This is a genomic window from Psychrobacter sp. PG1 (assembly GCF_014897815.1).
Taxonomy (GTDB): Bacteria; Pseudomonadota; Gammaproteobacteria; order Pseudomonadales; family Moraxellaceae; genus Psychrobacter.
This window is the reverse complement of the sequence record NZ_JABUZG010000055.1, coordinates 131,271-146,966: the sequence shown is the minus strand read 5'-3', so window position 1 is coordinate 146,966 and position 15,696 is coordinate 131,271. Positions and strand designations below refer to the sequence as shown.

10 protein-coding genes are annotated in these 15,696 nt (G+C 39.9%); all 10 read right to left on the bottom strand.

All coding sequences use genetic code 11. The features are described from left to right. Positions 1-4 precede the first annotated feature (4 nt). Positions 5-1,174 carry a nucleotide sugar dehydrogenase gene (locus INT03_RS07495; RefSeq protein ID WP_193008447.1) on the bottom strand — a complete coding sequence of 390 codons (1,170 nt, stop codon included), beginning with the start codon at positions 1,172-1,174 and terminating at the stop codon, positions 5-7. Further along, positions 1,171-2,001, bottom strand: coding sequence for a hypothetical protein (locus tag INT03_RS07490; RefSeq protein WP_193008446.1), 831 nt, complete (start codon positions 1,999-2,001; stop codon positions 1,171-1,173). The genes INT03_RS07495 and INT03_RS07490 overlap by 4 nt, the downstream gene beginning before the upstream one ends. A gap of 168 nt (positions 2,002-2,169) precedes the next feature. Further along, positions 2,170-4,359 carry a glycosyltransferase gene (locus INT03_RS07485; protein WP_193008445.1) on the bottom strand — a complete coding sequence of 730 codons (2,190 nt, stop codon included), beginning with the start codon at positions 4,357-4,359 and terminating at the stop codon, positions 2,170-2,172. 27 nt (positions 4,360-4,386) lie between these two features. Next, positions 4,387-5,943 (bottom strand): hypothetical protein, encoded by a 1,557-nt coding sequence (locus tag INT03_RS07480; protein WP_193008444.1) that lies wholly within the window; start codon positions 5,941-5,943, stop codon positions 4,387-4,389. Positions 5,944-5,995: 52 nt separating this feature from the next. After that, entirely contained in the window at positions 5,996-7,021 is a 1,026-nt protein-coding gene (galE, locus tag INT03_RS07475) for a UDP-glucose 4-epimerase GalE (protein WP_193008443.1), read from the bottom strand. A 98-nt stretch (positions 7,022-7,119) separates the two neighbouring features. Then, entirely contained in the window at positions 7,120-7,995 is an 876-nt protein-coding gene (gene sucD, locus INT03_RS07470; RefSeq protein ID WP_045455414.1) for a succinate--CoA ligase subunit alpha, read from the bottom strand. Between the two features lie 152 nt (positions 7,996-8,147). Then, the gene (gene sucC / locus INT03_RS07465) at positions 8,148-9,314 is read right to left on the bottom strand and encodes an ADP-forming succinate--CoA ligase subunit beta (RefSeq protein WP_193008442.1); all 1,167 of its coding nucleotides are present in this window, start codon (positions 9,312-9,314) and stop codon (positions 8,148-8,150) included. Between the two features lie 156 nt (positions 9,315-9,470). After that, a complete protein-coding gene (gene lpdA, locus INT03_RS07460; RefSeq protein ID WP_193008441.1) occupies positions 9,471-10,925 on the bottom strand; it encodes a dihydrolipoyl dehydrogenase in 1,455 nt (484 codons plus the stop codon). A gap of 222 nt (positions 10,926-11,147) precedes the next feature. Continuing rightward, a complete protein-coding gene (gene odhB, locus INT03_RS07455) occupies positions 11,148-12,389 on the bottom strand; it encodes a 2-oxoglutarate dehydrogenase complex dihydrolipoyllysine-residue succinyltransferase (RefSeq protein WP_193008440.1) in 1,242 nt (413 codons plus the stop codon). Positions 12,390-12,542: 153 nt separating this feature from the next. Beyond that, a complete protein-coding gene (locus tag INT03_RS07450) occupies positions 12,543-15,428 on the bottom strand; it encodes a 2-oxoglutarate dehydrogenase E1 component (protein WP_193008439.1) in 2,886 nt (961 codons plus the stop codon). Positions 15,429-15,696 lie beyond the last annotated feature (268 nt).

Sequence of the window (15,696 nt, the reverse complement as noted above, 5' to 3'; positions counted from 1 at the left end):
CTAATTAGTAATCTGAACCAGATAAATCTCGAGTATATACTTTATCTAAGCTACCTGATAACTCTTCTGATAGTCGATTGGCTACGATAATATCTGCCCTATTCTTAAAAGCCTCTAAGTCATTCACAATTTCACAATCTAAAAAGCTACCTTCATCAGACTTTGGCTCATAGATAATGACAGTCGTACCCAATCTTTTTAAGTGCTTGATGATACCTTGGATAGCCGATGCACGGAAATTATCAGATCCTGCTTTCATGATCAGACGATAAATACCCACCATCTTAGGATTACTCGATACGATATCATTAGCGATAAACTCTTTACGAGTATTATTTGATGAAACCACTGCTTGTATTAAATTCTGCGGTACATTTTCATAATTAGCCAGTAGCTGCTGAGTGTCTTTAGGGAGACAATAGCCACCATAGCCAAAGGATGGATTGTTATAAAAATCCCCTACCCGTGGGTCTAAACAAACACCTTTAATTATCTGCTCAGTATCTAGGCCATGAACAGCGGCATAAGTATCAAGCTCGTTAAAGTAAGAAACGCGCAGCGCAAGATAAGTGTTAGCAAATAGCTTGACGGCTTCTGCCTCCGCACTATTAGTTAATAGAATAGCTGGATTTTCTTTAACCGCACAATCTGCCACCATCTGCGCAAAACTCTGGGCGCGCTCTGATTGTTCACCAACGATGATACGTGATGGATAAAGATTATCGTACAGCGCTTTACCTTCTCGTAGAAACTCAGGAGCAAAGATAAGATTATCAATGCCCAGTTTCTTTTTCGTTTTTTGGGTAAAGCCAACAGGAATAGTAGATTTAATGATGATAAGAGCATCAGCATTAATTGCTAGTACGTCTTTAATTACCGTCTCAACACTACTAGTATCAAATGAGTTGGTATCTGTATCGTAGTTGGTCGGTGTGGCTATCAGCACATAGTCCGCATCGATATAAGCCTGCACCTTGTCTATCGTTGCATGCAAATCCAGCTCTTTACGCGCTAAAAAGTTCTCTATTTCTTTGTCATCGATAGGTGACTGACGCTGATTGATTTTATTGATTTTATTTTCGTCAATATCTAAAGCAATCACGGTGTGCTGCTGTGCTAGTAATACAGCATTTGATAGACCGACATACCCTGTGCCTACGATAGTTATTTTCATAATCCACTCTTGCTTTTCTTAAGTATTAATTCATATTTTCCATATAAATAACTTGGAGCATCTTTTAGCATTTTAGTTTTATATATGTCTATAGACCTTTTAGAAATATTTATTGCTTCTTCATATCTACCAAAATTTGATAGAGTTTCAGCAACCATATACAGAGCTTCAAAATCCATTTTCTCTAAATCTTTTAAATGTTTTTCCATGGTTTCAAGAAGAAATTTATTTTGTTTTTCAGAAGAAAGGCTCGCCTTACGAAAATAATTAAAAAAGGCTTTATGATCGTCTAGGTAGAGCTCTGAGAACTTACTTAGAAGATTATTACTCATTTTTCCATCTTCATATATTTGAATAACAATACTCTTTAAAACCCCAGTACTATTTAAAAATCGAGCTAAATCATGACCTGAATATGGAACTTCGATAAATTTAGCAGTGCTATTATCAATTAAATCCTGATAACTGATAATATGTTTATTATCCATTATATGTATAGGATCATATAATATATATATTACTCCTTCCTGTTCACGTATATTATCTACTTCATTAAAAATCATTTTTCCTTGTAATGCATCAAGCTCTTTTTGCCATCTATTTTCGTAATAGGCAACACTCTTATCAATAAATATTTGTGGTGCAATAGCAATAGATAGCTCTGCATCAAATATATTTCTATAATGTACAGCTGCATAACCACCCATAGAAGCACCATACAAAACAACTTTTTTATCACTTTGTTTCTTTATTTTATTTACTATATCAGCAACCTTAAAGATTTCTTCTGTATGCCACCAGTGATTAACATCCTTCTGAGAAATCAATATAGCTTCAATATTTTTCTTAACAAAAAAAATCCTTACCAAAAAAGTTAGCATTCAATTGAGAAAAAGCTGAAAAAGTGACAAATATAAATTCTCCTTCGCTATTATTTCGATTTACGTGCTCAAAAAATAAATCATTCATTATATAGCAATCCTATATTTTCTTTATTATTTATAATGAGGTAATGAGACATCCCAAATCATTGGCGCTACAGCTTTACCTATATCTCTACCCAGTTTTTTCTCTAGTATATTTTGAATAGAAGCTTTAGCTAAGAACTGCTGTGTCCTATTGTTGCCACTTAAATAATACAAGCTTTTAGGAGAGTTTTTGCGATAAAAATACTGTGCTTGAGGAATAATTGATATCTCAGCGCCCATTAAAGATGCTTTTATATAAAACCTATAATCCACCATAGGCACTGCAGACTCGTCTACCTCATAACCACCAATTTCTTTAAAAAACTGAGTATCAATAATAAAACTGCCTTTACCAAACATATTGATACTTAGATTTACTTCTAAACCACCTCCTAGGGCTAATGAGTAGTAATTTTCACTTGTTGAAGTATAACTCGTATCATGTTCAAAAACTTCACAAAAACCAGATAATATATTTACATCACTACGGTTAAAGGCTACAACATATCTATCTAGCATATCTGGATGAGCAATGTCATCATCATCGAAAAAGCAAATATACTCTCCTTTAGCATATTCAACAGCGGTGTTACAAGCCAAGCCTTTATAGCTTTTATCTGACAAATATACGTAACTACAAGAATACTTACTTGCAACACTTCTGTTCAATTCACTATCAACACTAGCGTCGTCCACTATTATAATTTCAAAATTACTGTATGATTGATTATAAATAGATTCAACGGCAGCTTCTAGTAGTTCAGGCCTATCGCAGGTTGGAATAACCACACTGATAAGAGGTCTTTTCTGATCTTTAATTCTAGAGGGTAAAACCACCAGTTGATTACTCTTTTGTGATAGATAATCCACCCATACTAGCTCATTTTGCTGCATATTATATGATAGAACACTATCAGTAGGTGCAGGCGTTTCAAGCTGTATTTTTTCAGTTAGTTCTAACAAAGATCCTGTTTGGAACAAATAGGTAGAATGGTACTTATCACTTACCATTTCCTTAATACCTGGAATGTCTGAAGCAAGAAAAGGAACACCGTGAAGAATACATTCAACTACTATACAAGGAGCATTTTCACCTAATGTTGGTAAGATGCAAGTTCCTTTGTTTTCTTTAATATAGTTAAACACTTCTGTTGGCTGACAATTAAATTTATACTGAACCTCACAGTTCACCGATGTTAGAGCTTTAGCAATATAGTCTTTGGCATCTAAACCATCTATTTTAGTAGATAAGCCAGCAATCAAAATATTATGTACTACTTGTTTACTATTGGACTTCTTAATTGCTTCAATGAGTAAATCAATGCCCTTTAATCTTTCTATTCTTCCATAAAAAACTAAAAGCTTTTTTGTGTCATCCTTAAAAGTTACATCTATTTTTTCTTTACTATCGCTGGTATATATTATATTAGGTAAAACTACAATCTTATTCTTATCTATCTCTAAATTACCTGACAGCCAGTCTTTGTAAAAACTACTAGGGGAAGTAACCTCATCAGCATATTTTAATGACATTCTTTCCATAAATAAAATGGCTTTTGTATGCCAAGAATCAACTTTCTTTTTACCAAAAAAGTTAGATAGCATATGATTGCCATGACCAGATATTATTACTTTAGTATTTGATAAGCCTACACCAAATTTTTTAGCTAAAACAGTATAATAAGCCAGCCCCATAAAATCATGAAATACAACTCTATCATATAGTCCTTCGTTCTCCATCAAGTACTCCAGAATAGCATGTGAACGCTTCATTTCTTTTGTACCATAATTTTTATTATCTACATTTATTACAATAAAATTTGCATTGCAATATTCTTTGTAACTATTCTTCCAACTCTCATAAGTTCCTTGAGAATAATAAGGATGTGCAATATATAATACATCTGTTTCAGTAGTGCTCAACATCCCCATTGTTTTAACCATACTATGAAAGCATGTAGCAATCCCACCGCCCGCTGTTGGGCCTTTCAAGCCTGCTGTAATAAATAAAATCCTTCTTTTTTCATTTACTGCATCAGTAGAGTTAAGATTAGAATTATACTTTATGGAGGAGTTCTCTTTTTGTTTTCTTCTTGAGTGCTCCATACCAAATCTATACATTTCAAGCTTAGTCTTATTGTATAGACTTTTATACATAGACTCAGCTTCTTTAAACTTACCTTCTCTGACAAGTTGGTTAGCTTTTACTATACTCATATCCTTTCCTACTAAAAAATTATTTAGTTATTTATTAAAAATGATTATTTTTTTACCTATACTTAATGGAGCAAATAACATTTTTCTAGGGGATTCAAAACTCTCTACCAAGGCTTGCCCAATTTGATATGAAAGATGTTTTTTCACTTTTTCCATTTCTTGAATATCTTTAGAATCTTCTATTTCAGGGGTTGGATACTTAAAACCTCCATTCTTTTGAAAGTCAGAGTATTCTTTGGCTAAAGTTAGAGGAAGCACCGCTAAATCTTTAGGGTTTTTCACTTTAACAATCTTTGATCCAAGCCTATACGGCAGATCATTTTTCACTCTATCGGCTGCTCCATAATATACTGGTGCCTTAGAGGGTTTCTGAATAGTTGCTTGTGACTGCGTAACCTCTTTAGAAGGCGATAATGACTGACTTTTTAAGTAGTACTTCTCTAGCTCTTCTTGAGTATGATGTAGCTGCTTAAGCAACATCTCGTTTTCTTGTTTTAGACTCTCAGCTAAGCTCTTCCCATCTATAACATTTGCTGCATTCTGATTATCTTTCGATAGCTGCTCTACTTTAGATTTGTAGTTGTCAATTGATTTTTGATGGGTAGTAGCACGCTTCTCTGCTTCTTGCTGAGCTAAAACCGCTTCTTCTAATTTTTTTTCAAGTAGACCACATTCTTTTATTTTCTGCTGTTTGTATACTTCATTTACTGACAAATGATTTTCTAACTGTACTTGAATATGATGTAATTTCTCTACAAGTAGTTCTTTTTCTACTAAGTGCTGGGGTTTTTCTTGCTTATCGTGTAGAGTATTTAAGACAGTAACCAACTCTGTTAAATCAGCCTGTTTAGTTCTATAGATTGGCTCACTACTTTTTATAGCTGCTTTATTAAGTAGCGTATTAAACAGCTTGATCATTTCTGGGTATTTTTTTAGAATTTCATTATTAATATAATCTATAGCTGCACTACTTTGGTTAACAGCGTCAGTATCATTATTTGAGGTTAAATCTGTAGTATCTTGAAAGACTTGCCAATGCTTTTTCAAATGTAAATCACTAGAAATAGACTCGACTTGCTTTCCTAGCTTGCTAATGTTATGAACTGCACAGCTGCCTTCGATCAGTATGGCTATTTCCTCATGAGCCTCAAGTACTTCAAGCATTTTTTGATGGTAATCTACCCACTCAGACATAACTTGATCGATGGTATCTACAGTCAGATCCGTGTCTATTAATTGGTCTAAAAGATAACTTGGATGATCAAATACCAAAATAAACCTAGCTTCTGACTCTAGCTTCTGCCAAAGATCCATAGCAAACAGGTTATTTTCAGCCGACCAGCCCCAGTTTTGAGTATCTAAATTGGACAATAGCAGATCAACCATCACATTATCAGCCAACTTATTATTAGCGACTGATATCCCTGTACGTGATACTATCTGATACAGCTTATCTGCCACTTGCTGTGCGGTCATATGATGAGTAAAACTATTAGATGGTTGACCCAATCCGCGCTCATACAGTTTTTGCATAATGACATCTGAGCAAGACGAACGATGTCCAGTTTGGATAAGAATACTCATAAGACCCTCTTGATAAACCATTAAATTAAGAAATTAGAAATAATATATAGAGCTACGCATAACCATTAGGATTCTTGCTCTGCCAACGCCATGTATCTTGACACATCTCAGTAATAGACAGCTTGGCTTCCCAGCCTAATAATTCTTTCGCTTTATCCGCACTGGCATAGCAACTAGCAATGTCACCTGCACGGCGGTCCGTAAACTGGTAAGGAATTTTTTGCCCAGTGACATTCTCAAAAGCAGTGACCAACTCTAAAACTGAGCTGCCCTTGCCAGAGCCAAGGTTAATCGGTAAAAATCCTACTGGAGCAACTTGCTGTTCTAGATAACTTAACGCGGCCACATGACCTTGTGCTAAATCAGTGACATGAATAAAATCACGTACGCCAGTGCCATCGACGGTAGGATAGTCACTACCAAAAATACTTAATTGTTCAAGTTTACCGACTGCAACTTGCGAGATATAAGGCATCAGATTATTAGGGATATCATTAGGGTCTTCACCAATCTGCCCAGATGGGTGTGCGCCTATAGGGTTAAAATATCTAAGTGTAATTAAATTCCAACTGCTATCCGATACTGCCAAATCTTCTAGAATATACTCAACGACCAGTTTGCTTTGACCATAGGGATTGGTGCAAGAACGTGGCGATTTCTCATCGATAGGTAGGATTTCAGGGTCGCCATAAACAGTCGCAGAGGAAGAAAAAACAAGGTTTTTGACATCATACTCTGCCATAACTTCTAGTAAGGTAATGGTACCACTGACGTTGTTATTGTAATATAGCAGTGGCTTGGCGACAGATTCACCAACGGCCTTTAATCCTGCAAAATGAATGACACCGAAGAACTGATGAGATAAAAACACTTGTCTAAGTGACTCAGCATCGCGAATATCGCCTTCGATAAACTCAATAGGTTGACCAATGAGATTTGAGACACGATTGATTGCTTCACGACTACTATTAGATAAGTTGTCGTAAACTACAATCTCATACCCAGCTTCATGCAGTCCGATACAGGTGTGTGTGCCAATATAACCAGCACCACCTGTGACTAATATCTTATTTTTCATAAATTTATTTTCGGGATAAAAAAGACACCCCATTGTAGGGGTGTCTTTTTTTATTTGCAATGCAGTTTTGGTAGTTAAACTGTAGACTTATGCCTATCTTACCAACCGGTAACTTCTTTTAGCTTCTCGCCAAGCTTAGATGGGTCACGCGTATACGCGATGCCAGCATCTTCAAACGCTTTGAATTTTTCTTCAGCAGTACCTTGACCACCAGAGATGATCGCGCCAGCATGACCCATACGCTTGCCTTCTGGAGCAGTAACACCAGCGATATAACCAACAACTGGCTTAGTTACATGGTCTTTGATATAAGCAGCAGCTTCTTCTTCAGCAGTACCGCCGATCTCACCGATTAGGATAATCGCTTCAGTTTGTGGATCTTCTTGGAACAGTTTCAGTGCGTCAATTTGGTTCATACCAGGGATAGGATCGCCACCGATACCGATACAAGTTGACTGACCAAAACCGAGTTTAGTGGTTTGAGCAACGGCTTCATAAGTCAATGTACCAGAGCGTGAGATGATACCCACTTTACCTGGCAAATGGATATGACCTGGCATGATACCAATTTTGCACTGACCTGGCGTGATAACACCTGGGCAGTTAGGACCAACCATGCGTACGCCTTCAGCTTCTTCGATATAACGTTTTGCTTTTAGCATGTCTAAAGTAGGCACGCCTTCAGTAATAACGATAATCAATTTAACACCAGCATCTACCGCTTCAACGATAGAATCTAGTACAAATGGTGCTGGTACATAGATAACAGAAGCGTCAGCTTGGGTGGCTTCCATAGCTTCTGCCATCGTGTTGAATACTGGTAGGCCTAAATGCGTTTGACCGCCTTTACCTGGGGTTACGCCGCCGACAACTTTAGTACCGTATTCGATCGCTTGCTCAGAGTGGAACGTACCATTTTTACCAGTAAAACCTTGTACCAATACTTTGGTATCTTTATCGATTAATACACTCATTATTTATTCCTTGTATTCGGTTGTCTTGCAATAGCCACCTGATGGTGTGTTATCCATTAAATATTAATGATAAATTTATACCAAAAAGCGGCTATTACGCGTTGACTACTATGCTTAAGCGCATATATTTAAAGGACTATGTCCCAAACATATTAAGCTTTAACAGCATCGACAATTTTTTGAGCCGCATCTGCTAGGCCTTGGGCTGAGATCAATTTCAGACCAGACTCTTCTAGGATTTGCGCGCCTTTTTCAGCGTTGTTACCCTCTAGACGTACAACAACAGGTACTTTTACGTCAACTTCTTTGATAGCAGCGATAATCGCTTCTGCAATCATGTCACAACGTACGATACCGCCGAAGATGTTGATTAGAACGCCTTCAACACTGCTGTCTTCAAGAATGATCTTGAATGCTTCAACAACGCGATCTTTAGTTGCGCCGCCGCCAACGTCCAAGAAGTTAGCAGGCTTGCCGCCGTACAATTTGATGATATCCATGGTCGCCATAGCAAGACCAGCACCGTTAACCATACAACCAATATTGCCTTCTAGAGCAACATAGTTTAGGTCAAACTCAGCTGCTTTAAGCTCACGCTCATTTTCTTGTGTCTTATCTTGTAGTGCTGCAATTTTAGGTAGACGGTATAGTGCGTTTGAATCGATACCGATTTTGCCGTCAACACAAACGATTTCGCCATTTTCACGAACGGCTAATGGGTTGATTTCCATTAGGGCAAAGTCGTTTTCAACAAATGCTTGATAAGCGCCCGTCATTAATTTAACGAACTGGTTGATTTGCTTGCCTTCTAAGCCTAATTTGAACGCAACATCACGCGCTTGGAAAGGCATTAGACCAACTAAAGGATCAACATGTACTTTAAAGATTTTTTCTGGTGTGTTGTGTGCAACTTCTTCAATATCAACACCGCCTTCAGTTGATGCCATGAACGTTACGCGACGCGTAGAACGGTCAACAACTGCACCAAGATATAGCTCAGTTTGTACTGGATACATATCTTCTGCAACCAATACAAAGTTAACTGGTTGGCCATCAGCGTCAGTTTGGAAAGTAACCAAATTGGTACCGATGAGCTCTTCAGCAACTTGCTTGGCTTCTTCACGAGTCTTAACCAGCTTTACACCACCCGCTTTACCGCGACCACCAGCATGTACTTGCGCTTTGATAACCGCAATGTCAGTTGGCGTTTTATCAAAAGCAGCAGCAGCTTCGTCGCCGTTATAGGCAATGATGCCTTCTTGAATCGGCAAACCGTAGCTTTTTAATAGCTCTTTTGCTTGATACTCATGTAAATTCATTGATTGTATCCTTTATTTTTTACAATTAATAAAAAGTGAAAACAAGTTCGCATATATACATGTTGGACATATATATGGCGCACTTATGATCGTGGTGAAAGCCATAACAACCCCACCACGATCAGGTTATAAGTCGGTACTTATCAAACTAACTACTTATTTTTTACGCTTTTTACGCTGAATGGCGTGAATAGCACGGCCATCAGCAGACAGAGCAGCTTCATGCACGGCTTCTGAAATGGTTGGATGAGCAAAAGTCATCAATTGCAAATCTTCGATACTAGAGACAAATTCCATCGCAATCATACCTTGATGGACGATATCACCAGCACCAGCAGAGATAGCATGCATACCTAATAGGCGATCTGTTTTAGCATCAGCCACGACTTTGATAGAGCCTTCTGCTTCGCTTTGAGCCAATGCACGACCGTTCGCTGCTAGGTTGAATGAACCTGTTTTGACCTCAAAACCAGCGGCTTCAGCTTCTTGCTCAGTCAAACCAACCCATGCGATTTCTGGATGGGTATAGATGACGTTAATGATCGTGTCATAATTAACTTGGGCTTTTTCGCCATGAATGCGCTCAACGGCCATCATGCCTTCTTCCATCGCTTTATGCGCAAGCATTGGACCACGAACCAAATCACCGATAGCATATACGCCATCAAGATTGGTTTTGCACTGATCGTTGACGTCGATAAGACCACGTTCAGTCAATGTAATACCACTGTCTTCGCCCAATAGTTTTTCAGAGTAAGCACGGCGACCAACACAAACGATGAGTTTGTCAAAGCTTTCTTCAGATGACTCGCCTTTGCTTTCGCTAGTGACAACAACTTGGTCACCTTGTACTTCAGCATTGGTTACTTTGGTATCAACACGGATATCAAGACCTTGCTTCTTCAATATTTTGCCCGCTTCTTTAGCGATGTCTTTATCGGCGGCTGCTAAGAAACTTGGCAATGCTTCATAAACAACCACTTCAGCACCTAGGCGACGCCATACTGAACCAAGCTCAAGACCGATAACACCGGCACCAATCACGCCTAGACGCTTAGGAACTTCGGTGAAATCAAGGGCACCAGTAGAGTCAACAATACGATCGCCATCAGTTTTAGCCACTGGGATATCGATCGGCACAGACCCTGCCGCAAGAATCACGTTCTTAGCAGTGATAGTCGTTTCTGCTTCATCAGCAAGGGCGGTAAATTTAACTTGCTTATCAGCGCCTTTGCCGTCAACCAACGTACCCCAGCCTTGTAGCCAGTCAACGCCATTGCCTTTTAATAGTGCAGCAACGCCGCCCGTCAATTGCTTAACGATACCTTCTTTGCGCGCAATCATTTGCTCAACATCGATGGCAACGTCACCAGTGCTGATACCATGTTCAGCAAGATCATGCTTAGTCGCTTCATAACGATGCGAGCTATCAAGTAATGCTTTTGATGGGATGCAACCAACGTTTAAGCAAGTGCCGCCAAGTGCTGGCTCACCTTTATAAACACGCTTTTCGATACAAGCAACGCTCATACCTAACTGACCTGCACGGATAGCGGCTTCATAACCACCAGGACCGCCGCCGATGACGACTAAATCATAATTGTCTTTCATAGTACGTTCCTATTTCTAATTATCGTTCTAATTGTAAATATCGTTTAAACTGAGGATTGTCTCGTTAATATATAAGCGATGTTTTTACTCAGCATGCTTCTACTTTATGGTAAATACACCATGTCAGCGAAACATTCTTATTTATTAATAAACAACTAGCACCACTGTTTAGACTAAAGTTAAAAAGCTTGTATCGGCGGTTGCCAATACAAGCTTAAAAGCTTACAAGTCTAGTAGCAACATGGCTGGATCTTCAACCAATTCTTTGATGGTTACTAAGAACTGTACCGCTTCTTTACCATCAATCATACGATGATCATAAGACAATGCAAGGTACATCATCGGTAGAATTTCAACTTTACCATCAACAGCCATAGGACGGTCATTGATAGCATGCATACCTAGAATAGCCGTTTGTGGTGGGTTCAAAATAGGCGTTGACATCAATGAGCCAAATACACCACCATTTGAAATCGTGAAAGTACCACCAGTCATGTCATCTAGACCAAGTTTTCCCTTTTGAGCTAAGCCACCAAGCTCACGGATACGGCTTTCAACATCCGCCATGCTCATGCGATCGGTATCACGTAATACTGGAACGACCAGACCGCGATCAGAGGATACGGCAACACCGATATCATAGAAACCATGATAGACAATGTCATCACCGTCTAGTGAAGCGTTTACTGCTGGGAAGCGTTTAAGTGCTTCTGTAGCTGCTTTAACGAACAATGACATGAAGCCCAGACGTACGCCATGACGCTTCTCAAACTGGTCTTTATACTTAGCACGCATGTCCATCAACGGCTTCATATTAACTTCGTTGAACGTCGTTAACATCGCTGTTTCTTGTGAAGCTGCTAGCAAACGATTTGCGACTGTCTTACGAAGACGTGTCATTGGCACGCGTTTCTCAGTACGCTCACCCATTGATTCAGCCACTGGACGGCCGCTGTCAGACTTAATGCTGCTATCTGCTTTCAATGTTGGGTTAGCCATATCTGTTTTGGTGACACGACCACCGCGACCACTACCTTCCACTTCTTTAGGATCTACGCCAGACTCTTTAGCTGCTTTACGAACTGCTGGGCTTTGATCTTTATGATCCGCTTCGTCTTTTTTATCTGTTGCTTGTACAGGCTCGCCACCATCTGCTGCTTGCTTGGCTTGTACTGGCGCTGCTGGCTGATCTGGATCTACCGCAGGAGCACTATCTGCACTGGCGCTGGCACCAGCTTCAAACTGACCGATGACCTCGTCAGACAACACGGTATCATCAACCTGCTTAACAATTTTGGTCACAACGCCGTTATCAGGCGCCACAACTTCTAATACGACTTTATCAGTTTCGATTTCAGCCAATAGGTCATCACGATTCACTTGCTGACCTTCAGTGACATGCCACTCAACGATAGTACCGTCGGCAACTGATTCTGGAAAAACGGGGGCTTTGATATCAGCCATCGATATACTCCTTAGATTGGGATATTCATATTTGTTATTAAGTCGTGATAGGCAGTCAGTGCCATCTTGGATAGCCATCTTAAATAAGATTATCTAGATTTTATTACAACATACTGACTGTTATCGCCTGATTCATTTATCTTCAATAATCTGTTATTTAGCCAACTCATCGACACTGATACCAAGACCACCAGCGATTAACGCTTGCTGCTGCTGAGCATGCAGTTTTGGTGAACCTGTTGCAGGTGCTGCACTCGCAGGACGTGCCACTGGCTCCATGACTTTCGCCTTGGTTGGGTGTGGTACGACGATACGGAACATATGCGGTGCTAAATAATACCAAGCACCTTGGTTAAGCGGCTCTTCTTGCGTCCAAACGATCTCAGCCAAGTTGCTGTATTTTTCAATCTCAGCCATCAAACGCTGCTCTGGTAATGGGTAGAGCTGTTCGATACGAACAATAGCAACATGATCTAGACCTAAGGCACGGCGCTGCTCAAGCAAATCGTAATAAACCTTACCACCACAAAGCACCATACGAGTGACTTTGTCTACGTTTTGATTGTCCATCTCTGGTAATACGGTTTCAAACTTACCATTCGCCAGCTCTTCAAGATTAGAGGTTGCTAGCTTATGACGTAGTAAGCTCTTCGGTGACATGACAATCAATGGCTTGCGAATTGGGCGAACCGCTTGACGACGTAGCGCATGATAGATCTGTGCAGGTGTCGTTGGCGTAATCACTTGCATGTTGTCTTCAGCACATAGCTGTAAGAAACGCTCAAGACGTGCAGATGAATGCTCAGGACCTTGACCTTCAAAACCGTGTGGTAACAACATAGTTAGACCACAAACGCGCTGCCATTTGGTTTCACCACTTGAGATAAACTGGTCAATCACCACCTGTGCGCCATTGACGAAGTCACCAAACTGCGCTTCCCAAACGATCAAGGCATTTGGTACTGTCGTTGCATAACCATATTCAAAGGCTAGTACCGCTTCTTCTGATAACAATGAGTTATAAGTGGCAAAACGGGCTTGGTTTTCACTTATATGAGCCAATGGCACATACATGCTGCCATCATTGATATTGTAGATTTCGCTATGACGATGTGAGAAAGTACCGCGACCCACATCTTCACCAGTAATACGTACCAATACTTTATCATTATCGACTAGTGATGCGTATGCCAATGTTTCAGCTGCACCCCAATTAAGAGGCTCTTCACCCGTTTGCATGGCCAAGCGCTGCTCAACCACTTTTTGTACTTGGCGTTGTAACTTGTAGCCTTCTGGCATTTCCGCCATACGACGTCCATAACCTTTTAGAACCTCGATGTCGACACTGGTATCCCAATCATCCACCAATTCGTGACCTAAATAAGGTTTCCAATCTACAAATAGCTGCTCGTTAGGTTCTTGAACCAATGAGTTTGCAACATAGTCACCACGGTCTAAAGATTCACGATAGTCATCTTCATACTGTTTTTCTTGTTCAGCATTTAACACACCCTCTTCGATGAGTTTTTGTGCATAAATCGTACGAGTCGTTGGTAGCTTCTTAATAACTGCATACATAAGAGGCTGAGTCGCTGACGGCTCATCGGCTTCATTGTGACCGTTGCGGCGATAGCAGAACAGATCGATAATGATGTCTTTATCAAACTCATGACGATAATCTAATGCTAACTGTGCGGCAAATACGACCGACTCAGGATCATCACCGTTTACATGTAGAATAGGTGCGTGTACCATTTTTGCGACATCAGTACAGTACTCAGTTGAACGCACGTCTTCTTGACGACTTGTCGTGAAACCGACTTGGTTATTGATCACAATATGTACTGTACCACCAGTGGTATAAGCACGGGTTTGTGACATTTGGAACGTTTCTTGAACCACGCCTTGACCAGCAAACGCAGCATCACCATGAATAACGATTGGCAATACTGAATTGCCACCTTTGTTATCCAGTTGTGGCTGATCGTTGCGGCGAACTTGACGGGCGCGTACAGAACCTTGCAATACCGGCGCGACAATCTCAAGATGTGACGGGTTAAATGCTAAAGCCAAATGCGCTTCACCGCCTGGCGTCATCACATTCGATGAAAAACCATTATGGTATTTAACGTCACCTGAGCCTTTTTCTGGCTGTACTTTGCCATCAAACTCGTCAAACAAGTCCGCAGGGTTTTTACCTAAGATATTGACCAGTAGGTTTAGGCGTCCACGGTGAGCCATACCGATAACCATCTCTTTAGTGCCATAACCGCCTGCACGTTGGATGATTTCATTGATAGCAGGGATAAAGCTTTCGCCGCCCTCTAGTCCGAAACGCTTAACGCCCGTATATTTACGTGCTAAGTATTTTTCTAGACCTTCAGCTGCTGTTAAGCGCTCAAGAATAGATAAGCGTTTTTCTTTATCAAACTTGATGTAACCTAAGTTGGATTCTAGATACTTTTCCATCCAGCGTTTTTCAGTACTGGTGGTAACGTGCATGTATTCAGCACCAATGTGACGGCAGTAAACACGCTCCATAATTTCGATGATTTCACGCAATGGCGCTTCATCTTTACCAATATTTAAATCGTTGGTAGGAAATACCGTATCAAGGTCAGCTTCTGAAAGGTTGTGATAAGCAAGGGTCAAATCTTCCACTTCTGCACGTGGATGTAAATTTAACGGATCAAGCTTGGCGCGGCGATGACCACGGCGGCGGTAAGCTGAAATTAGCTGCTGTACACCCATTTGCTTAGGGTTAGCACAGTCAGTTAAATTGCCTGTATTTGCATCAGGCGCTTGAGTGCTAGCTTTGTTAGCCGTTTGGTTGCGGGCAAGCAACAAAAACTGTTCCTTAATAGCGTTGTGCTGTGCATCGTTTGGCGATTTATATTGTTCAAAATACGTTTGCCAATCGGTATCGACGCTATCAGGGTCGTTTAGGTATTGCTCATAAAGAGCTTCTATATAGCTGGCGTTGTCAGCAGCCAGTTCTGTATGTCCTAGGCTTGCGGCTTCTTTAGTTATACTATTCATAATAATCGTCTATTTGATAGATAAATGAATGGAATCGTGCTTATTATTGTGTAATCTGTCGTATGTTAGATATATACATACTTGATGCTATAAAAACTCAATCGTCTTCTATTCAGTACTGTTTTATAAAACCACAGTCATCACTATAAAAGAGTAGTACATTTGTCTGTCATTTTGCTTATGACAGACAATGATGCTAAATAGTGATAATAAGTGTCATTGCAATACCTATTATTAAAAATACAATTATTTGTGAACGTCCAGTTTT

Coding starts and splice junctions, on each gene's coding strand:
- INT03_RS07450 (WP_193008439.1), bottom strand. CDS start 15,428: ATGAATAGTATAACTAAAGAAGCCGCAAGCCTAGGACATACAGAACTG.
- odhB (WP_193008440.1), bottom strand. CDS start 12,389: ATGGCTGATATCAAAGCCCCCGTTTTTCCAGAATCAGTTGCCGACGGT.
- INT03_RS07485 (WP_193008445.1), bottom strand. CDS start 4,359: ATGAGTATAGTAAAAGCTAACCAACTTGTCAGAGAAGGTAAGTTTAAA.
- lpdA (WP_193008441.1), bottom strand. CDS start 10,925: ATGAAAGACAATTATGATTTAGTCGTCATCGGCGGCGGTCCTGGTGGT.
- galE (WP_193008443.1), bottom strand. CDS start 7,021: ATGAAAAATAAGATATTAGTCACAGGTGGTGCTGGTTATATTGGCACA.
- sucD (WP_045455414.1), bottom strand. CDS start 7,995: ATGAGTGTATTAATCGATAAAGATACCAAAGTATTGGTACAAGGTTTT.
- INT03_RS07480 (WP_193008444.1), bottom strand. CDS start 5,943: ATGAGTATTCTTATCCAAACTGGACATCGTTCGTCTTGCTCAGATGTC.
- INT03_RS07495 (WP_193008447.1), bottom strand. CDS start 1,174: ATGAAAATAACTATCGTAGGCACAGGGTATGTCGGTCTATCAAATGCT.
- sucC (WP_193008442.1), bottom strand. CDS start 9,314: ATGAATTTACATGAGTATCAAGCAAAAGAGCTATTAAAAAGCTACGGT.